A 20,299-nucleotide genomic window follows, 5' to 3' on the forward strand; every position below is an offset into this window, starting at 1 on the left:
ACGGGATGGTGGAGACGCTGCGGCCGGGCGACCACGTGTGCTGGACGGTCGGCACCGACGACGAGCAGCTGCAGGTGACCAGCAGGTACATCAGCGACGGCCTCGCCCGCCACCACCGGATCGTGTACTTCACGCACAGCCTGATGCCGCAGGCGGTGTCCGCCGGGCTGGAGGCGCGCGGCGTCCCGGTCGCGGCCGCGGTCGAGGCCGGCCAGCTGCGGATCACCTCCTCCGCGCGGGGCTACCTGGCGTCCGGCCGGTTCGACGCCGCCGCGATGCCGGCCGCGTGGGCCGCCGAGCAGGACGCCACCCGGGCCGCCGGGTGGACCGGGCTGCGCGCGATCGGGGACATGGCGTGGGCGGCGTCCCGGCTGCCCGGCGCGGAGGATCTCGCGTCGTACGAGGCCAGGGTCAACCGGGTCTTCGCCGAGGGCTACGCGATGGCGCTCTGCCTCTACGACCGGCGCCTGTTCACGGCCGCGGAGCTCGCCCCGATCATCTCCGCGCACCCGTGCGCGAAGGGCGCGGCCGACGGCGACCTGTGGGAGCCCGCGCTGCGCATGCGCTACACCACGGCCCCCTACCGGCTGACGCTGCGCGGCGAGATCGACGCGGCCAACCGGGACGCGGTCGCGGCCATGCTCGCCACGCTCGCCGAGGAGTCCACCGCCGCCGGCCGGACCGGCGAGGTCGACCTGTCCGGGGTCGCGGTCTACGACGTCTCCACCGCCACCCGGCTGGTCCGCGCGGCAGACGCCGGGAGCATCCGGCTGACCGGCGAGTCCCCGCAGCTCACGAAGCTGATCAGGCTGCTGGGATGACCACCGGCCTGTGCCACGAGGCGCTCTTCTACGACAGCGACGTCACGTTCCGCGACGCGCTGCTGCCGTTCGTCCACGACGGACTGGCCGACGGCGACGCCGTGATCATCGCGGCCCACGCGGACAATGCGGCGCTGCTGCGTGACGCGCTCGGTGAGGACGCCGGCCGGATCGTCTTCATCGACCGTGATCAGTGGTACCGGCGCCCCGTCGTGACCATCGCCGGATGGGCCGCGCAGCTGGCCGGCGCGCGCGCCCGGGGCCACGCACGCGTGCGGATCATCGGCGAGGTCGCCTTCGGCTCCCTGGACAGACACCAGGCCTGGACACGGTACGAGTCCGCCGTCAACGTCCTGTTCGCGGACGCGCCCGCGTGGATCGTCTGCCCGTACGACACCCGCGCGCTCCCCGCCGCCGTCCTCGCCGACGCGCTGCGCACCCACCCGGTCATCCGCGACCCGGTCCGCCGCGACAGCCCCGGCTACCTGCAGCCCGCGTCGCTGCTGGCCGAGCTGCTCGAGACACCGCCCGCGGTCACCGGCCCGCCGCTGCTCGACCGCGTCCTGCACGACGTCACCGACCTCAGCGCCGTCCGCCAGGCGCTGCGCGCCATCGCGGCCGGCTGGCCCTCCGAACCGCTCGACGACCTGCAGCTGTGCGTCACCGAGATCGCGGTCAACGGGCTGCGGCACGGTCGTGGCGAGCGGCGGCTGCGCGTCTGGCGGGAGGGCTCGTCCGTGGTCTGCGAGGTGGCCGACGACGGGCCTGGGCCGACGGACCCGCTGGCCGGCTACGCGGCCCCGGCCGGGAACGGGCTCGGCGGGCGCGGACTGTGGATCGTCCGCCAGTTGTGCGACGCGGTCGCGATCGACGGCGGCCGCATCCGGATCTCGCTCAGCGCCGGCTGATCACCGTGCGGCCGCGCTGCGGATGACGGTCAGACGCAGCTCCAGCTCGTCGGTGACCATCGCGGCCAGGTGCTCCAGGGCCCGGAGCTGGCGCGGCGTCGCGGTGCGCGGGCGGTCGTCGATGACGTTGACCGTGCCGAGCCGGTAGCCGTCCCGGGTGCGGATCGGGGCGGCCGCGTAGAAGCGCAGGCCCAGCTCACCACGGACCAGCGGATGGGCGAGCGTGCGCGGGTCGACCGCCGCATCGTTGATCACGTAGGTGTCGTCCTGGGCGATGACGGACGCGCACAGGCCCGGCTCCCGGCCGACCTCGCGCACACCGGCCAGGCCCTGGCAGGCCGCCAGCCACACCCGATCCTGCTCCACCAGCGACACCGTGGCGATCGGGGTGTCGAAGATCGTGCCGGCCAGGAACGCGATCCGGTCGTAGGCGTCCTCGACCGGCTGATCCACGAGCACATAGCGGCGGACGGCCGCCAGCCTGTGCTGCTCGAGGGCGTCTGCGTCGGCGTCGGCTTCGGTGTCGGTTCCGGCGGAGTCCAGATACTCGTACGCGGTGCTGCTGGTCGTCACGGCTGCGTCCTTCGCGGTCTCGGGTGCTGGACCGCTGAGAGTCTAGAGAGCATCCACCCGACTGAGCCGGAATGCCGCGCGTGCGACCGGGTGATTCCGGACGGCGACCACCCAGCCTGCCGGGACGGCGGCGACGGTCCTGCACTGGGCGGCGGCTGGTATGGCCGTCGCCGCGGCAGGCCTTCACCGCCGCCGCGCGTGCCGGCGAACTCGCCGCGTGAGCCGGGACCACACGAACTGCTCCAGGGCGGGACGTCATGGTCCGTGTGTCCGGCCACGCGATTACGGCTAGGCAGATCTCGCTAGGGGTCCTCACCTCCTTCGTGCGGGCGCGCCGGTGCAATGGTCATGGTGTGGAGCGCCGCGGCTCGCTGTCGCACGTCGAGCGGCGTATGTCTGCCGGGGGTGTCACTGCCAGGCGGGGAGCATCGCCGCGTTGTACCGGGCCCCGGCGGCGCCGTCGGGCAGGATCTGCCGGATACGGTCCAGATCGTCCGGTGTCAGGTCGACCCGCGCGGCAGCGAGGTTCTCGGCCAGGCGCTGCGGGCTGCGGGTGCCCGGGATCGGCACGATGTCCGGGCCCTGGGCGAGCAGCCAGGCGAGCGCGAGCTGGGTGACCTTGATGCCCTTGCCCTCGGCCAGCGCGGTCAGCTCCCGGATCGCGGCGGCGTTCGTGTCGTAGTTGCCCGGCTGCCACCGCTCGTCGTGACGGCGCATGTCGTTCTCCGGGTACTCGGCGGCCGGCTTGACCTCGCTGGTCAGGAACCCGCGGCCCAGAGGCGAGTACGCCACGAAGCCGATGCCCAGCTTCCGCAGCACCGGCAGGACCTCGTCCTCGACCGCCCGCTCGAAGATCGAGTATTCGGTCTGCAGCACCGACACCGGGTGGACGGCGTGAGCGCGGCGGATCGTGTCCGGACCGGCCTCGCTGAGCCCGAAGTATCGGACCTTGCCCTCGGCGATCAGCTCGCCGTCGCGATCAACATGCCGCTGGTCCCGCTGCGGCGGTACCGGCTGCTGATGGGGGAGTCCTCGTTCGTGTCGACCGGGCCCACGATCGTGTCCAGCCAGGAGATGGTGGAGCTGGAGCGCACGCCGCTGGTCCTCGGCGAGGTGCTGTTCACCTATCTGACCTGGTGGGTGCTGGGGCCGGTCGCGCTCATACGTGAACCCGGCTCCTTCCCTGGTCCGCACGCTGATCCGGCAGCCCACGGTGTGACGTGCGCTCACGTCCGGCGGAAGTAGGCGTGATATGCGGCGGTGTCGGCCTGGTAGAAGGGCTCGAAGGGGACGCCGCCGACCGTGAACGTCATCGGGCGGGAGCCCGGCGTCGCCCCGGTCACCGGGTCGCCGGTGATGGGGAGGGTGTCGGTGCGGGTGGACTTGGCGATGAGGGCGACCGGGCCGTAGAGCAGCGACTGCAGGGACGGACTGTCGAGCGCGGCCTCGACGCGCAACCGGAACGGGAAACGGATCTCGACGCGGTCGCCCGACTGCCAGGTGCGCGCGATCACGGCGTACCCATCAGGGCCGATGCTCGTCGTTTGCGGACTCCCGTTCAGGGTGAGCGTGAACGTCGCGCGGGCCCACGACGGCACCCGCACGCGCAGGTCGAAGCGGCCGCTGCCGGTGACGGAGAGCGTGGAGACGTCGGATCGGGGGTAGTCGCCGGTCTGGGTGATGGTCAGGCCGCGGGAAACCCACCGGAGCGTGGACGGGATGAACAGGTTGACGTAGAGCGTGTCGTCGGCGGCGGACCGGAAGTAGATGGAGTCCTGATATTTCGTGTGATTCTCCAGGCCGGTGCCGCCGCAGCAGGTGCCGATGTTGCCGTAGCCGCGCCGGACGCCCGGCCCGACCGGCACCATGTAGGTCACCAGCGGGTCGTCCGCACTGTCCGCATCACGGCGGGACGCGAGGATCTGGTTGACCAGCGTCTTCTCGTAGTAGTCCATGTACCGGGCGTCCGGCGCGTGGAAGAACAGACCACGAGCCACCTTGATCATGTTGTACGCCGCGCACGTCTCCGCATTGGTCGTGTTCACGATGCTGCCCGCGATCACGTCCCGCTGACGGAAGATCTCGCCCTGGCCGGTCCCGCCGTGCGCATAGGTGCGGTGCTGCACCACCATGTCGAAGAAGTTGGCCGCCGCGGTCCGGTACCGCGTCTCGCCCGACTCCTCGAACAATCGCAGATAGCCGAGGAACTGCGGGATGTGCTGGTTGGCGTGCCGCCCGTCGAGCGAGTCCACCCCGGCCGCCGTGTCCGCGAGCAGCGCGGTGTTGTCGAAGCAGCGGGCCGTGTCCAGGAACGTGACGTCGCCGGTGAGTGCGTGCAGGTCGGCCATGACCTCGTTCATCCCGCCGTACTCGCCCGCGATGTAGAGCGCCCACATCCGGTCCAGCTGTGCGCGCGGCAGGTGGCCGAGCCGGCTGTGCACCCACTCGCCCATGCCGCGCGCGACCGTGAGCGCGGTGGCATTCCCGGCCAGCGTGTGCGCGTCCAGCAACCCCCGCATGATCTTGTGGCAGGTGTAGTAGGGCGCCCAGATCGCCGGATACGTCACGTACTGTTCGAGCTGGATGAACTGCGTCTCCGGGTACGCCGCCAGGAACCCGGCGTGGCTCGGGCCGGGCGCGCCGCCCTGGCCGGTGACGACCGCGGCGTCCCAGGCCCGGCCGGACGAGTCGTGCACCGCGGTCCCGGACGTCTCCTCGAACCGGTACGCCGCGACATTCCCGCTGAACGCCGGTGTCACCACGCGGTCGTAGACGTGGAACTCGCCGATCGTGGCCGCGAGGTAGGCGTCGCCGTACTGCGACCGGCCGATCCAGTTGTTCTTCGGCGCGCCCAGGTTCGCCGGGCTGAGCGTCATCGCGGTGTTCCGGCCCGCGACCGCGCCGTTGACGTAGAGCGTGCCGACCGCGCCGTCCAGCGTGACCGCGAGATCGACCCACTGCCCGACCGGCAGCGGTGTCGTGCCGGCGATCCGCTGCTCGCCGCCGCTGCCACCGGTCGTGATCGCGAAGCGCGGCCCGGTGCCGTCGTCCGCGGTCAGGAACATGTTCACCGACGTGCCGGTGCCGAAGTCGAAGATCCGCGCCCAGGTGCGGCGCTCGGTCAGCCGCAGCCGGACCGTGATCGTGAGCCGGGTGAGCCCGTCGATCGTCGCGTCCGGCAGTCCGACGTACTGCCCGTCACCGGTGAGTGTCAGGCCGTCGCTGGTCCAGGTCGGCGCGGACCCTCCGGAGCCCGGCTGGCCCACCCGTGCGTTCCACGCGTCCTGGCACTCCTTGAGGCCGGCGACGATCGTGTCCAGTTTGGTCTTGAACACCTGCTCGCCGGTGCCGGCCCAGGCCTGCGCCAGCATGGACAGGAAATGCCCGCTGTAGTGGCCGCGCAGGTTGCCGGTCGCGTCGTCCCACCCGCCGGGCGGCTGCGCCCCGCGCGTGTCCAGCCCGGCCGCGGCCCGGAAGTTGCTGAGGATCCGGTCGGCCGGGTAGGCGCGGGCGTAGGCGAGCATCCGGTCACGCTTCTCGGTGAAGACGCTCGGCCGCAGCGTGACCTGGTCCAGACCGAACGGGACCGCCTGCCTGGCCACCGCCGCCTTCTCCGGAGGCCCGATGAGGGGGAGTGCGGCCGCGGCCGCTCCGAACTGCAACAGGTGACGACGGGACACGTTCATGTCTGACCTCGTTTCCGCAGGCAGGGGTGTTGTGCCATCGACCGAAAACGTTTTCAGAAACGTAATGCGACGGGTGTCGATTGTCAAGATGATCGATGAATGGTGCGCGCTCGCTACAGTGCGCCCGTGCCGCTGACCTTCCCGTCCCACGCCGCCCTGCCGCTGCCGCTGAAGCTGTGGCGCCCCCGCTGGTTCGACGGCGTCGCGCTGACCGTCGGCTCCACCGCGCCGGACTTCGCCTACGCGCTCGACGGCAGCGGCCTGCTCGTCCACCCGTTCGCCCACCGCCCGCTCGGCGCGCTCCTCTTCTGCCTGCCGCTGACGCTGCTCTGCTGCCTCCTGATCCGCTGGTCAGCCCCGGGCGTCGCGTCCCACCTCCCCGCGCGCCCGTCCTGGCTGGCCCTGCGCGACTACGGCGCACTCGGCACCCGCCCCACCTTCATGATCACCGCGGCCTCCGCGCTGCTCGGCGCACTGTCCCACCAGGCCTGGGACGAGGCCACACGCGCCGCGCCGCTCTTCGACACACTCTCCTCCGTCCTGGGCGTGCCCGCCTTCATCGCGATCGTTGTCCACATAGGACGACGCCGCCTGATCCGCACCTGGCACGGCGACGCACCCGCGCGCGCCACCCGCCCCGCGCTGTTCTGGAGCGTCACCGCCGCCGTCCTCGCCACGGGCACGCTCGTCGCCCTTCAGCTCCCCGGGGCCTTCCTCTGGCACACCACCGTCCCGCGTCTGCTGGCCGTGGCGGGACTCGCACTGATCGCCGGCGCCGCCACGATCCGGAACCGCACCCCGGCCAAGGCCGCTACCGCATAGCCCCAAACCCAAAGATCACAGACGCTTTTCCCACTTCGCGGTGGTTGCGGTCCGCACGCTCCCGCGGGCACCGGTCGTCGCTGGCGCTCCTTCCTGCCGGTCCCGCGCGGGGCCGGGCTCAGAGCCACACCCGTACGCTCGTTGATCACGTGCGTGGTCAGGCGGGTGCTGCTGGCGTGCGGCCTGGCGCTCACCGCGCCGGCGTTCGCGCTGCGCCGGATCACCCCGGCGGAGTCGGCGCCGGACCGGGCCGGGCTCGAGCCGCCGGCCGGCAACACCGTGTCCCTGCTGCTGGCGTTCGTGATCACGCTGGCCGTTCCCGGCGCCGGCTTCTGGCCGCTGCTGCTGCTCCTCGCGGACGGACCGATCCTTGCGCTGGTACGCCGCCGGCGCCTGTCACGTGCCTGAGTTGTCACGGCATTGTCAGCGTTCGCCGAGGTGCGGGCCGGTGGCTCCTATAGTCCTGGGCCATGCGATCGAGTCTGACAGCGCGGTTGCTGGGCCTGTCCCTGCTGGTCATGCTGTGCACGGTGACGGCCACCACCTGGCTCACGGTGCAGAGCACCACGCGCGAGGTCCGGCAGGAGTACAGCCAGGGCTTCGCCGGCGACGGCCTGATCGTCGACGCGGTGCTGGAGTACGCGGCGGAGAACACCACGTGGACCGGGGTGACGCCGTTGCTGACGAATCTGAGCCAGTACGTCGATCGGCAGATCGTCCTCACCGGTACCGACGGCACGTTCCTGGCCAGCTCGGACGGGACCCAGCCGGAACTGCCCGCCCGGGAACTCGCACCGGTCGACCCGCTCCACGCCGCGGGGGAGGGCGGCGGCATCGACCCTCGGGCGGTCGGCCCGTACCGGCTCACCCCGGAGGAGCAGACGCTCGCTGCCGCCCGGATCAACACCGCTACGGAGTGCATGGCCGGGTTCGGCATCGACGCTGCCGCGGTCAGGGAGGGCTCCGGCCGTTTCGCGCTGACGATTCGTGGTGCCCCGACCGCACAGGTCGCCGACTGCTACCGGACGTCCGGTGCGGACGCCGTCACCGACAAGGAGCGTGCCGCGCTGCGCCGGCTCAACGACCTCACCAACGCCTGCCTGGGCCACGCCGACCAGCCGGTGGTCACCGTGCTGCCCGGGTTCACCTGGGTCCTGACCGCCGCCGCGCCGGCCGGTCTCCAGCCACAGCGGTGCATCGACGACTCCCGCCGTGAGCAGCTCCGGCCGTACGTGGCGCCGCCCGTCCAGATCTACGTCATCGAGCAGGGCACGGCCCCCGCGGTCGACCTGTCCCGGGCCGGCACGTTGCGGATCGCCGGGGTGTCCGGGCTGGTGCTGGCGGCCGCGTTCGCCGTCACGCTGCTGGTCGGCCTGCGGCTGTCCCGGCCACTGCGTGCGCTCACCCGGGCGGTGGAGAACGGCGAAACCCGTCTGCCGGTACGGGGCGGGGACGAGATCGGCCGGCTCACCGCCGCGTTCAACGACCTGTCCGCGCGCCGGGAGACCGTCGAGCGGCAGCGGCGCTCGATGGTCAGCGACATCGCCCACGAGCTCGGGTCACCGCTGACGAACATCCGCGCCTGGCTGCAGGCCGCCCGCGACGGCGTGGCCGAGGCCGACCGCGAGCTGCTGGACCTGCTCGCCGACGAGGCCGCACTGCTCCACCACGTGATCGACGACCTGCGCGACCTGGCCGCAGCCGATGCCGGCCGGCTGCGCCTGCACCCGGAGCCGGTCTACGTCAACGAGCTGCTCGGCCAGGTCGTCGTGGCGCATCAGGGCCGGGCAGACAGCATCACGATCACGCTCGACGCGGACGGCGACCCGGAAGCCGTGCTCGACCCGACCCGGGTACGCCAGGCGGTCGGCAACCTGGTCTCCAACGCGGTCCGATACTCCCCGCCCGGCGGGACCGTGACCGTCCGGTCCCGAGTGGACGGTGACGACCTGGTCATCGAGGTCGCCGACGCCGGCAGCGGGATCGCCGAGGACGATCTGCCGCACGTCTTCGAGCGATTCTGGCGCGCAGACCTGTCCCGCAGCCGGCACACCGGCGGGAGCGGCCTCGGGCTCGCCATCGTCCGCAACCTGATCGAGGCGCACGGCGGCACCGTCACCGCGACCAGCCGGGCCGGCCACGGCAGCACGTTCACGATCCGGCTGCCCGCTTCCCTCGCGTGACATGGCGGCGCGCTCTGCCGGCCGCTGTGAACCCCATGGGTTTGCCTGAGCACGACGGCACCGGCTCCTCGCGTCGTGCGGAGCGCCAGCGGAGCCCGACGCGAGGTTTGCCCGCGGGAGCAACGCTGCTGGACCGTGCTGGAAGCGGGAACATGCATTGGATCTTGATTTGAGGGTCTGGGGACTTATGACTCTGTCCGCGGCGCCCGTGGTTGCGCAGACTCCGCTCAGGGCCCTCGGACGGCGGTGGGCCGGTGGGGAGAGGGCGCGAGATGGCGGAAACCGTGACGTGGCCGGCGGTCATCCAGGGCGGGATGGGCGTCGGCGTCTCCGGGTGGCGGCTGGCGCGTGCGGTCGCGCTGACCGGGCAGCTGGGCGTGGTGTCCGGCGTCGCGCTCGACACGCTGCTGGTGCGCCGCCTGCAGAAGGGCGACGCGGGCGGGCACATCCGGCGCGCGCTGGCGCACTTCCCGGTGCGCGCGGTGGCGGACGCGGTGCTGCAACGCTATTTCGTGTCCGGTGGCACCGCGGCAGGCCATCCGATGCGGCCGACGCCGAAGCTGGTGCTCCAGCCCCGCCGGCACGCGCAGCAGCTGACGATCGTCGCGAACTTCGTCGAGGTCTTCCTCGCGAAGGAGGGCCATGACGGCCCGGTCGGCGTCAACTACCTGGAGAAGATCCAGACCGCAACCCCGGCATCGGTGTACGGGGCGATGCTCGCCGGCGTCGACTACGTGCTGATGGGCGCCGGGCTGCCTACGGAGATCCCGCGACTGCTGGACGCGCTGGCCGCGCATCAGCCGGTGCGGCTGCCGGTCGCCGTGCACGGGGCGCTGCCCGGCGAGGACCATCACGTGGCGCTGGACCCGTTCGCCGGGCTGCCGCCCTTGCCGCGTCCGCGGCTGCTCGCGATCGTCTCGTCCGCGACGCTGGCGGTCTACCTGGCGCGCGACGAGGCGACACGGCCGGACGGTTTCGTGCTGGAGACGGCGGTCGCGGGCGGGCACAGCGCGCCGCCGCGCGGCCGGCTGGTGCTCGACGACGCGGGCGAGCCGGTCTACGGGCCGCGGGACCGGATCGACCTGGCCGCGGTAGCCTCGCTGGGGCTGCCGTTCTGGCTCGCCGGTGGGCAGTGCGGGCCGGAGTTCCTGACATCGGCGCGGGCCGCGGGCGCGGCCGGTGTCCAGGTCGGGACCGCGTTCGCGCTGTGCCGTGAGTCGGCGCTGGACGACGGGCTGAAGGCGCGGCTGCTGGCGAGCGCGAAGGCCGGGAATCTGGTGATACGCAACGACGTGCGTGCGTCACCGACCGGGTTCCCGTTCAAGACGGTGCCGCTCGCGGGGACGGCCGCGTCCGCTCGGACGTATGCGGAGCGGCCTCGGCTGTGCGATCTCGGATATCTGCGCACCCCGTTCCGGCAGGCGAACGGCGGGGTCGGATACCGGTGCCCGGCGGAGCCGGCGGACGAGTACGCGCGCAAGGGCGGTGCGGCGGGGGAGACGGAGGGGAGTCTGTGCCTGTGCAACGGGCTGATGGCGACGGTCGGGTTCGGGCAGGTGCGGCCGGGCGGCTATGCGGAGCCGCCGCTGATCACGCTGGGCCAGGACGTGTCGTTCCTGGCCCAGCTCGGTGACGACTATTCCGCGGCGGACGTCATCCGGTACCTCCGGTAGTACCCAGACACCGGTCGATTCCCTGGCCGGCGCGCTCTCGCTCGGCTTCGTTGCCTGCCCGTAGCGCGAAGGCCAGGGCCGACCGGTGCCGGGCGATGGCGAGGCTCGGGAAGCCGCGCATGTGCTCCAGATGGCCCAGGGCATTGAGCACCTCGGCCTGTCCCAGCGGGTCGGCGAGTTGCGCGAACACGTCCAGTGCCTCCCGATGGGCGTCGGCGGCGGCGTCGAGGTCGCCGCTCAGCCGATGGATGATGCCCATCCTGTTGAGACCATCGGCATATCCGGCGAGCGAGCCGAGATTCCGGTAGAGCGCGAGCGCGCGCCGGGTGGCCTCGCGAGCCTCCTCGTAATGGCCGAGCTCGCGATAGGCATGACCCAGGTACAGGAGTGCGTTCGAGAGCCCGACACCGGTCGAGCCGAGGCGGTCGTGAAGGGGCAGGGACGCGGCCAGTACCTCGGCGGCCCTGCGGTACTCACCGGCCTCGCACCACAGGTGGCCCAAATAATTGTGTGCGGCCGCCTGTCCGTGGAGATCATTCAACATTCCGTACAGTTCGAGCGCGCGTTGGTGTGCCCCGGCCGCCTCCTCACGGTCACCCCGGTACTGCAGCACGGCCCCGAGATGGTTGAGCGTCAGCGCGCAGGACTGAAGGCTTCCGTGTCTCTGCTGCATGGCGACGGCTTCCCGCAGTGCGGTCACGGCGCCGTCGTGATCTGCCAGGCGGGTCCGGGCCATGCCGAGCTCCATCAGCGCCTCCGCCTCGCCCACCCGGTCTTCTTGGCGCCGAAGCGTGCCGAGCGCCTCGGTGAGGACGGCGACGGCCTCGGCCGGCTTGCCCTTCTGCCGGAGCGCCGCACCCAGTCGGGTACGCACGAGAGCCTCCAGCGCGTCGCGGTCGGGCCGGTGGCGCAGGACGGCGAGCGCACCCCGGAGCGCCGCAATCGCGTCCGAGTGGTGGCCGCGCTGGTAGTGCACCTCGCCGAGCTCACGCAGGGCCGCCGCGTGGCCCGCGTCGTCGTGCTGCCGCACCGACGAGTCGGTGGCTGCCTGCTGTAACGCGATCGCCTGCTCCCAGGGTCCGGCTTCGCGGAAGAAGGGCGCCAGACCGGCGGCCAGCGCGGTCAGGAGCTGATGCGCGCCGATCCGGGCCAGCGTCGTGGCACAGGAGAGCAGGCTGGCGCGCTGCTGCTGGAACCAGGCCAGCGCCGCGACCCGGGCCCGGATGCGCTCGGCGCGGTCCTGCGCGCGATACGGCACTGTCAACGCGGCGGCACCGTCGCGAAGTCGCCGCACATAGTGCTCCGCGAGCCGGGTGACGGCCGCGTCCCCGTCCTCGCCGCCACGGGACCGGGCGTGGTCGCTGATCAGGGCGTGCATCCGGTAATGGCCGTCGGTGCGCTGGTCCAGCAGGTGTTCCTGGAACAGCGCGTCCAGATGCGTGCGGGCCGGTTCGAGTCCCACACCCGCCAGTGCCGCCGCGGCGGCGACGTCGAGATCCGAACCCGGGTGCATGGCGAGCCGGCGCAGAAAGCGGCGGCGTGCCGGAGGCAACCTGCGGAACGAGAGGTCGAACGCCGGGCCGACCGCCAGATCCTCGGCCCGCATGCGAGCCGTGGGATGTGCTGCCTGCCGCAGTTCGTGCAGGAGATCGGCGGCGTGGCGGCGTGGCTGCGTCCGTAGCCTCGCCGCCAGCAGGCAGATGGGGAGCGGCAACAGACCGCAGATCTCGACGATCTCCCTGATCGCGGGCGCGTCGTCGCCGTGGCGGTCCCGGCCGGAGCGCTGCGCGAACAACTCGACCGCGTGATCCGTGGCCAGCGTGTCCAGCTCCACCGTGGTCGCGGGGTACGCGGCGATCAGTCCGGTGAGCCGGCGTCGGCTGGTCACCAGCACGAGGCAGCCGTCGTCGCCGGGTAGTAGCGGTGTGACCTGACTGCGCTGCTGGGCGTCGTCGAGCATGATCAGGATGCGCCGCCCGGTGAGAATCGTGCGCCACTGCGCGCTGCGGCCCTCCACGTCTGCGGCAATCCGCGTCGCCGGTACGCCGTCCGCGGTCAGGAGCTGGTGCAGGGCGTCGTTCGGGGTGACCGGCGGCTCGGTCGGGTGGTGCCCCCGCAGATCGACGTGGAACTGCGCGTCGGGGAACCGCGGTGACAGGCGACGGGCGGCGTGGAGGGCGAGCGTGGTCTTGCCGGCGCCGGCCAGGCCTGAGACCAGGAGAAGGTGATGGCCGGTCGCCGGTGCGCCGGTCAGGCACTGGAGCTCGCGGTCCCTGCCGACGAGTAGCGCGGCGGGCGGCAGCGCGTGGTGTGCGGCGATCGTCCCGCCGTCATCGGCCGGCACGACAGCCGCCAGTGAGGCCGGGCGGCCGATGGTCGCCTCCGACGCGAATCGGCAGGACATGCGTGTGCGCGTTCATGGGTCCCCCACATCGTTGTGACAACGACTAATGGTCACCCGGAGTTCGGTGGCGATTACTTAATGCCACATGGTGGCGCTTATTGAATCTGCACATGCACATGCAGATGCAGTGTCGGCAATAGAAAGAGCGCTCGAGCCAGCGGAAATGCGGTCCGCCGGCTCGAGCGTCGAAGATCGTTATCCGACTTTCATTCATGTTTCATTCGCGGGGCCCGATGCGACGTCGCGAATTTGCGCACCGGGGCGTGTCTCGAATGGTCGTCGGCCGAAAGGATGTGCCATTCCGGAAGTGTTCGGGCGTAGTCGGACGTGCTCGGACGTTTGATGTTGTGCGTTGCGGGCGCGCGGAAATGGCCGCTTGTCGTCGGTGTCTCGATCAAATAAGGTTTTCGCGACCGCGGGATTTCCATCGAAGTCCAGCGATCGCGCGCGCGTGGCGTCGTTTGCTGATCACACGAATGGTGGGGGCGGCGTATCTGATCTTGAAGCGAACAGAGAGCGGAAAAGTGGTAACAGGCACAACCTTTATTGTGGCCGTATGGATCTTGACGCTCAGTGCGTTGGCGTCGCCGGTGGCCGCATTCCTGGGGTTTGACCAGCAGTATCTCCATTTCGAGACCCTGCTGCGCGCGCTGGCTGCAGCGTTCGGCCTCATATAAGCCGGTGGGCCCGGGGTGGGTCCCGCTAAGACCTGCCCCAGGCTTGCCCGGTACCGACTCGTCCTGTTCGTTGCCCAGGACAAGACCGTACGCGACTTAATCGACGATGTCGATAAGGTGGACCGAGTGTACCTCGTCAGAGGGAGGCGGCCGCCTCCTTGCGTCGTGCCCGCTGGAGGTCCGGATCCGGGACCGGCGCCGCCGCCAGCAGCCGCTGTGTGTACGGATGCGACGGGGACGAGAGCACGTCACCCGTCGCCCCCTCCTCGACGACCTTCCCCCGGTGCAGCACCGCCACCCGGTGCGCGACCGCCCGGATCACGGCCAGGTCGTGGCTGATGAACAGGCAGGCGAAGCCGTGTTCGCGTTGCAGGTCGGCGAGCAGGGCCAGCACCTCGGCCTGGATGGACACGTCCAGCGCGCTGGTCGGCTCGTCCGCGATGAGCAGCGCGGGGTTCAGTGCGATCGCCCGCGCGATGACCACCCGCTGGCGCTGCCCGCCGGAGAGCTCGTGCGGATAGCGGCCGGCCGACGACGCGCCGAGCCGCACGGAGTCCAGCAGGGACGCCACGCGCCCCCGCACATCGGTGGCGGCGCGGTGCAGGACCAGCGGCTCGGCGATGCTGTCGCCGATGGTGCGGCGGGGGTCGAGGGCGGCGGCCGGGTCCTGGAAGACGATGCCGATGCGGCTGCGTACGGCGCGGAGTGCGCGGCGGGAGGCGCGGCGCAGGTCGGTGCCGTCGACGGTGACGGTGCCGGAGGTGACGGGGGCGAGGCCGACCAGCGCGCGTCCGATGGTGGATTTGCCGGAGCCGGACTCGCCGACCAGTCCGACGACGGTGCCGGCCGGGATGTCCAGGGTGACGCCGTCGACCGCGCGGACACTGCGTCCATAGTGGACGGACAGATCCCGTACCCCCGCGACGGTTTTGACTGAGGCAGGCGGGGTGAGGACCGGGCCGGTCAGTGACGGCACGGCGGCCAGCAGCGACGATGTGTAGGCGTGGGCCGGTTCCGCGAAGAGCGGGGCGACCGGGGCGGACTCGACGACCTCGCCTGCGCGCATGACGACCACGTCGTCGGCCAGGTCGGCGACCACGCCCATGTCGTGCGTGATGAGCAGGATCGCGGTGCCGTGGGTGTCGCGGAGACGGCGCAGGAGCGCGAGAATACCGGCCTGGACGGTCACGTCGAGCGCGGTGGTCGGCTCGTCCGCGATGAGGACGTCGGGCTCGCAGCTGATCGCCATCGCGATCATGGCGCGCTGGAGCTGTCCGCCGGAGAGCTGATGGGGGTACGACCTCGCGATGCGCGACGGGTCGTCGAGCCCGGTCTCGGTGAGCAGGGCGAGCACGCACGTGCGGAGGGCGGAGCGCGGCGTCGGGCGGTGGGCCGTGATGGCCTCGGCGATCTGCGCGCCGATGGTGTGCACGGGGTTCCAGGCGCTCGTCGGCTCCTGGAAGATCGTGCCGATCCGGCCGCCGCGCACGGCCCGCAGGACGGGCGGGGCGGCGCCGATCAGCTCGGCCGGCGCGCCTTCGAGCGAACCGGCGGATGCGGGCTCGACCGACTCGGCGGATGCGAGTTGGATCGACCCGGCCGCGTCGCCGCCCTCGCCCCGTGCGGTGCCGATACCGTCGGCCGAAGCCGAAGCCGAAGCCGAAGCCGAAGCCGAAGCCGAAGCCCCAGCGGCAGCCGCGATCGCAGCGGAAGCCGCAGGACCGGCCGCCGCCAGCCGGATGCTTCCCGACACCGTCGCGGACGGCGGCAGTAACCCCAGCGCGGCCATCGCCGTCACCGACTTGCCCGACCCCGACTCCCCGACCAGCGCGAGGACCCGCCCGCGGCGCAACGAGAACGTCACGTCGCGGGCGGCCCGGACCGAGCCGAAGGTGACGGAGACCCCGTCGAACCTCAACACGTCGCTCACTGCTTCAGCGACGCCTTCAGGTAGTTCGGGTAGGTCGGATACTCGCCGATGTAGAAGTTCTCCACCGACGAGCCGCGCAGGAACGAGTTGCGCGTGTAGATGAGCGGCACGACCGGCACGTCCTGGAGGATGCGCTTGTCGGCCTGCGCCCAGAGCGCCCCGGACCTGGCCGGGTCGACCTCCGCGGTGGCGGCCGCGATGAGTTGGTCGACCTCGGGCGCGGAGTAGCGGGACAGGTTGAACCCGCCGCCGCCGATCTCGGTGGACGCGAAGAGCGGCGCGATGTTGCCGTTCGCGGACGGGAAGTCCGGTTGCCAGGAGGTGAGCGTCAGGTCGTAGTCGTCGCGCTCGCCGCTGGTGACGTGCTCGAACCAGGACTCGTACTCCTCGGTGCGGATCTCGACCGTGATGCCGGCCCGCGCGAAGCCCTGCTGCAGCGCCTGCGCCTGGCTGCTCCACTGGCCGTCGCTGCGGGTGAGCAGCGTGAGCTTGGGAGCGGTCTGTCCGGCCGCGGTCAGCAGTTCCTTGGCCTTGGCCACGTCGCCGGCCGGGTCGGTCGTGGGGTAGAGGTCGTACGCGACGCGGCCGGGGATGCCCGGCGTGATGAGCGTGCTGGCCGGGCTGCCGCCCAGCTCACCGCCGGAGGCGACCAGGTAGGCGCGCTTGTCGGACGCGTAGGCGAGCGCCTGCCGCACGCGTACGTCAGTCACCCGGCGGGTATTTATCACCAGATATGCGAGCGCACCCGGCGAGGAGGTGACGATCCGGTCCTTGACGGACGGGTTCGACTGGGCCTGGGCGAGCTGGGCCGGCGGGACGAAGTTCGCGCCGAACGCACCCTTGTCGTCGCCGGAGTCCGCGACCAGCCGCTGAGCGGCGACCGTGGTGTCCTGCCCCAGCTGAAAGATGATCTTGTCGGGTCCGGCCGTGCGGACCTGGTCGGTCTCCTGCTTCCACGCCGGGTTGCGCTCCAGCACCGCCTCCGCACCCGCGGTGTAGGACGTGATCCGGTACGGCCCGGACGGGACCGGGTTCTTGCCGTAGTTCGCCGGGTCGTCCGACGCCTTGGGCACCGGCGAGAACGCGGGCATCGACACGATCCACGGCCAGTCGCCGTAGGCGGTCTTCAGCGTGAACGTGATCGTCTTGTCGTCCGGCGTGACGATCGACGCAAGCGAGGCGCCCGTGTACGGGCCTTTGTAGGCCTCACCGCCGTCCAGCAGCGTCTTGTGGTAGCCGAGGCCGCCGCCCAGCTCCGGCGCGAACGACCGCTCCACGCCGTACTTGATGTCCCTGGTGGTGATCGGCGAGCCGTCCGGGAAGGTCAGCCCGTCCTTGAGCGTGAACGTCCACGTCTTGCCGCCGTCCGTGGTCCGGCCGGTGTCGGTGGCCAGGTCCGGCACGACCGCGGGCGGCTTGCCGGGCGAGATGTCCCAGGTGGTGAGCCGGCGCAGCACCAGGCCGGACGAGGTGATGGCCAGCGACTGGCTCTTCGCCGGGTCGAGGCTGAACTCCGTCGACGAGCTGAGGATCCGCAGCGTGCCGCCCTTGGCGAAGCCGGACGGCTCCGCAGGCGCGGTGGGATTGGCGTTGCAGCCGGTCAGCCCCAGGATCACTGTGGCTGCCGCGGCAACGGCATGGCGGGCTCTCATGAGAAAATCCCCTTCTGAACGTGGGTGACACGTGGATCGAGCACGCCGTGCAGCAGGTCCACGGCGGCGTTCGCGGCGACGATCATGGCGGTCGAGAACAGCGTGATGCCGATGATCACCGGGAGGTCGGCGTTGCCGAACGCGTCGATCAGCAGCGAGCCGAGGCCCGGCATGCTGAACACGCGCTCGGTCAGGACCGCGCCACCGAGGAGGCTGCCGAGATCCAGACCGAAATACGTGACGATGGGTACGAGCGTGTTGCGCAACCCGTGCCGGCGCAGCACCACGCCCTCGCGCAGTCCCTTGGCGCGCGCGGTGCGCACGAAGTCCTCACCGAGCACGTCGAGCAGCTGGGTGCGGGTGAGGCGGGCGTAGACGGCCGCGGAGATCAGCGCGAGCACCAGCCACGGCAGGATCAGGTGCCAGGCCCAGTCGATCGGCGACTCGGTCAGCGGCACGTACCCGGAGACCGGCACCATGTCGAGCGTGAACCCGAAGATCAGCAGCCCGATCAGCCCGACCAGGTAGGCGGGCGCGGAGACCGCGGCGACGGACAGCGTCATCGCGGCCCGGTCCAGCAGCGTGCCGCGCTTGACGGCGGAGATCGTGCCGGCGGCCACGCCGAGCACCAGCCACAGGACGGCCGCGCCGATCGCGAGCGAGAACGTGACCGGTGCCCGGTCCGCGATCAGCTCGGTGACCGGCGCGCCGAGCCGGAACGAGTAGCCGAGGCACGGCGCGGCGCACTCGACCGCGGCGGCGGTGCTGCCGAACGTGCGCCCGGTGAAGATGCCGGTCAGGAACGACACGTACTGGGCGATCAGCGGCTCGTCGTACCCCATGAAGGCTCTGGCGTCCGCGAGGCGGTCGGGGGTGCATGGCCGGCCGCAGGACATCAGCGCGGGGTCGGCCGGCGCCGCGATCAGCACGACGTAGGTGAGGAAGCTGACGATCAGCAGCACCAGGATCATGCCGCCCAGCCGTTTCGAGACCCGGGTCATCGGCGCAGCTCCCGCAGCTTCGGGTCGAGCGCGTCCCGGAGGCCGTCGCCGAGCAGGTTGAACGAGAGCGTGGCCGCGAACAGCGCGGTGCCGGGGACCAGCAGGTACATCGGGTCGAGCTGCACCCATGAGACGGCGTCGCCGATCGTGCGCCCCCAGGACGGCGTCGGCGGCGGCACGCCCACGCCCAGGAACGACAGCGCCGCCTCCGCGCCGATCATCGACGGGATCAGCATCGTGCCGAAGACCAGCACGGTGGGCAGCAGGTTCGGCAGGATGTGCCGCCACAGCACCTGATGCGGCCGCGCGCCGAGCGCGACGGCCGCGACCACGAATGTGCGGTGCCGCAGCGTGATCGTCTGCGCGCGGACCACTCGGGCGATCGGCGGCCAGCCGAAGAACCCGACCACCAGCACTACGATGAGTAACCGGGGGATCTCCGGCGGCGCGACCGCGCTCAACGCGATCATGAAGATCAAGGCAGGGAAACCGAAGACCACATCGGTGGTACGGGAGGCGAGCGCGTCCCACCAGCCACCGGCGAAACCCGCGGTGGCGCCGACCGCGACGCCGATCAGCACCGCGACGAGCGTGGCGCCGACGCCGACGAGCAGCGAGGTGCGCGCGCCGTGCAGGACGATGGCGAACAGGTCGCGGCCGGTCATCGGCTCGACGCCGAGCCAGTGGTCCGCGCCGATGCCTCCGCCGGTGCCGAGCGGTACGCCGCTGCCGGAAACCGCGTCCAGGTCATAGGTGTAGGGGTCGGTGCTCGTCAGCAGGGGTGCCGCGGCCGCGGCCACGATGAGCAATGCCGCGACGGTCGCGCCGCCGACGGCCCACCTGTCGGCGCGCAGCCGTGGCCAGATGCGGGCCGGTGCCGTCTCCGTCACGGATTCCCCTTCATAGATCCCCAATTGCCGGGTAATCCTATGTGTCTAAGGGGAAATGTCCAGTCGCCGGCCACAGTGATCGCGATCATGCAGGCGGGCGGACGATGTGGGCCCAATCACGCTCGTCGTTGCGATGTCGTGACGCAATGTTGATCTTCCGTGTTGCCGGGAGGAATACCGTGGATTAACCTGTGGCGGCTCCGCGGGCGCGGGCATGCGGAACAGGTACCTGGGGAGAGACATGACAACGCTGGGGAACACCCGGAAGGCGGCCACCCTGGCCGCCGCAGTGATGCTGGCGGTCGGCGGCGTGGCCGGCTGCGCGAAGAAGGACACCGGCGGCGAGACCGAGAGCGGCATCGCACTGGTCAAGGCCGGCGCGCTGACCACCTGCACCCACCTGCCGTACGCGCCGTTCCAGTCGAAGGACGACACCGGCAAGGTCGTCGGCTTCGACGTCGACATCGTCGAGCTGGTCGCCAAGAAGCTCGGCGTGACCCAGGAGATCATCGACACGCCGTTCGAGGGCATCAAGTCCGGCGCCGACCTCAACGCCGGCAAGTGCGACATCGCGGCCGCGGGCATGACCATCACCGACGAGCGCAAGCAGGTGCTGGACTTCTCCGACCCGTACTTCGACGCCACCCAGGCGCTCGCCGTCCTCACCGGCAAGGAGGTCAAGACGCTCGAAGAACTCGCGGGCAAGCGGGTCGGCGTCCAGGGCGCCACCACCGGCGAGGACTACATCAAGGCGCAGGTCGCGGAGAAGAGCCTCAACATCGAGGTCGTCTCGTACAAGGACCTGGCCGCGCAGCAGCAGGCGCTCGCCACCGGCCAGATCGAGGCCGCGGTCAACGACCTGCCGGTCTGGAACGAGTACATCAAGACCAACCCCGGCAAGGTCGTGGTCGCGACCGGCTTCGACACCGGCGAGCAGTACGGCCTCGCGATCAAGAAGGGCAACGCCGAGCTGCTCAAGGCCGTGAACGAGTCGCTGACCGCGGCCAAGGCCGACGGCACCTACGACTCCATCTACGCGAACTGGATCGGCGCCAAGCCGGCCAGCTAGATCCCACACT

Annotated in this window: 16 protein-coding genes; 8 read left to right on the forward strand and 8 right to left on the reverse strand. The window is 71.2% G+C overall.

Going from position 1 to position 20,299, the window contains the following annotated elements; genetic code table 11:
• Positions 1-5: 5 nt before the first annotated feature.
• Both OP04_RS49085 and OP04_RS03200 read left to right on the forward strand, forming a co-directional pair.
• Positions 6-821, forward strand: a complete 816-nt coding sequence (locus tag OP04_RS49085) for an MEDS domain-containing protein (RefSeq protein ID WP_051796997.1) — start codon at positions 6-8, stop codon at positions 819-821.
• Positions 818-1,729 (forward strand): sensor histidine kinase, encoded by a 912-nt coding sequence (locus tag OP04_RS03200; RefSeq protein WP_051796998.1) that lies wholly within the window; start codon positions 818-820, stop codon positions 1,727-1,729. Before OP04_RS49085 ends, OP04_RS03200 begins: the two co-directional genes overlap by 4 nt.
• Here OP04_RS03200 and OP04_RS03205 read toward each other — a convergent pair whose 3' ends face one another.
• On the reverse strand, positions 1,730-2,302 hold the full coding sequence (locus OP04_RS03205) for a GAF domain-containing protein (protein WP_033337801.1): 573 nt from the start codon (positions 2,300-2,302) through the stop codon (positions 1,730-1,732).
• 408 nt (positions 2,303-2,710) lie between these two features.
• The gene (locus OP04_RS03210; protein ID WP_232323465.1) at positions 2,711-3,268 is read right to left on the reverse strand and encodes an aldo/keto reductase; all 558 of its coding nucleotides are present in this window, start codon (positions 3,266-3,268) and stop codon (positions 2,711-2,713) included.
• Between OP04_RS03210 and OP04_RS55420 the strand changes: the two genes are divergently transcribed.
• Complete coding sequence (locus OP04_RS55420; protein WP_232323469.1) at positions 3,197-3,547, forward strand: hypothetical protein; 351 nt, start codon at positions 3,197-3,199, stop codon at positions 3,545-3,547. The two genes, OP04_RS03210 and OP04_RS55420, sit on opposite strands and share 72 nt — an antisense overlap.
• On the opposite strand, the gene OP04_RS03215 is transcribed toward OP04_RS55420, so the two are convergent.
• A complete protein-coding gene (locus OP04_RS03215; protein ID WP_033338108.1) occupies positions 3,529-5,988 on the reverse strand; it encodes a beta-L-arabinofuranosidase domain-containing protein in 2,460 nt (819 codons plus the stop codon). The genes OP04_RS55420 and OP04_RS03215 overlap by 19 nt on opposite strands.
• A 126-nt stretch (positions 5,989-6,114) precedes the next feature.
• Between OP04_RS03215 and OP04_RS49090 the strand changes: the two genes are divergently transcribed.
• The 4 genes from OP04_RS49090 to OP04_RS03235 all read left to right on the forward strand — a co-directional run bounded on the left by OP04_RS49090 (position 6,115) and on the right by OP04_RS03235 (position 10,666).
• Positions 6,115-6,810, forward strand: coding sequence for a DUF4184 family protein (locus tag OP04_RS49090; protein ID WP_051796999.1), 696 nt, complete (start codon positions 6,115-6,117; stop codon positions 6,808-6,810).
• Between the two features lie 153 nt (positions 6,811-6,963).
• On the forward strand, positions 6,964-7,218 hold the full coding sequence (locus OP04_RS03225) for a hypothetical protein (protein WP_157239175.1): 255 nt from the start codon (positions 6,964-6,966) through the stop codon (positions 7,216-7,218).
• Positions 7,219-7,280: 62 nt separating this feature from the next.
• The gene (locus OP04_RS03230) at positions 7,281-8,993 is read left to right on the forward strand and encodes a sensor histidine kinase (RefSeq protein ID WP_033337803.1); all 1,713 of its coding nucleotides are present in this window, start codon (positions 7,281-7,283) and stop codon (positions 8,991-8,993) included.
• A 284-nt stretch (positions 8,994-9,277) separates the two neighbouring features.
• A complete protein-coding gene (locus OP04_RS03235) occupies positions 9,278-10,666 on the forward strand; it encodes a nitronate monooxygenase (protein WP_157239256.1) in 1,389 nt (462 codons plus the stop codon).
• Here the strand turns inward: OP04_RS03235 and OP04_RS03240 are convergent.
• From OP04_RS03240 to OP04_RS03265, 5 genes are all read right to left on the reverse strand, one after another.
• Complete coding sequence (locus OP04_RS03240; RefSeq protein ID WP_033337805.1) at positions 10,647-13,070, reverse strand: ATP-binding protein; 2,424 nt, start codon at positions 13,068-13,070, stop codon at positions 10,647-10,649. The two genes, OP04_RS03235 and OP04_RS03240, sit on opposite strands and share 20 nt — an antisense overlap.
• An 813-nt stretch (positions 13,071-13,883) precedes the next feature.
• Positions 13,884-15,668, reverse strand: coding sequence for a dipeptide ABC transporter ATP-binding protein (locus OP04_RS56365; RefSeq protein ID WP_269746649.1), 1,785 nt, complete (start codon positions 15,666-15,668; stop codon positions 13,884-13,886).
• Positions 15,669-15,673: 5 nt separating this feature from the next.
• Positions 15,674-17,329, reverse strand: coding sequence for an ABC transporter substrate-binding protein (locus OP04_RS03255; protein WP_033337808.1), 1,656 nt, complete (start codon positions 17,327-17,329; stop codon positions 15,674-15,676).
• Positions 17,326-18,330: an ABC transporter permease gene (locus tag OP04_RS03260; RefSeq protein ID WP_033337809.1), complete on the reverse strand. Its 1,005-nt coding sequence runs from the start codon at positions 18,328-18,330 to the stop codon at positions 17,326-17,328. Before OP04_RS03260 ends, OP04_RS03255 begins: the two co-directional genes overlap by 4 nt.
• Positions 18,327-19,220 carry an ABC transporter permease gene (locus tag OP04_RS03265; RefSeq protein ID WP_232323447.1) on the reverse strand — a complete coding sequence of 298 codons (894 nt, stop codon included), beginning with the start codon at positions 19,218-19,220 and terminating at the stop codon, positions 18,327-18,329. The genes OP04_RS03260 and OP04_RS03265 overlap by 4 nt, the downstream gene beginning before the upstream one ends.
• 241 nt (positions 19,221-19,461) lie before the next feature.
• Between OP04_RS03265 and OP04_RS03270 the strand changes: the two genes are divergently transcribed.
• Positions 19,462-20,289 carry a basic amino acid ABC transporter substrate-binding protein gene (locus OP04_RS03270; protein WP_033337810.1) on the forward strand — a complete coding sequence of 276 codons (828 nt, stop codon included), beginning with the start codon at positions 19,462-19,464 and terminating at the stop codon, positions 20,287-20,289.
• The last annotated feature ends 10 nt before the right edge of the window (positions 20,290-20,299 follow it).

Source organism: Catenuloplanes japonicus (genome assembly GCF_000717135.1).
GTDB lineage: Bacteria > Actinomycetota > Actinomycetes > Mycobacteriales > Micromonosporaceae > Catenuloplanes > Catenuloplanes japonicus.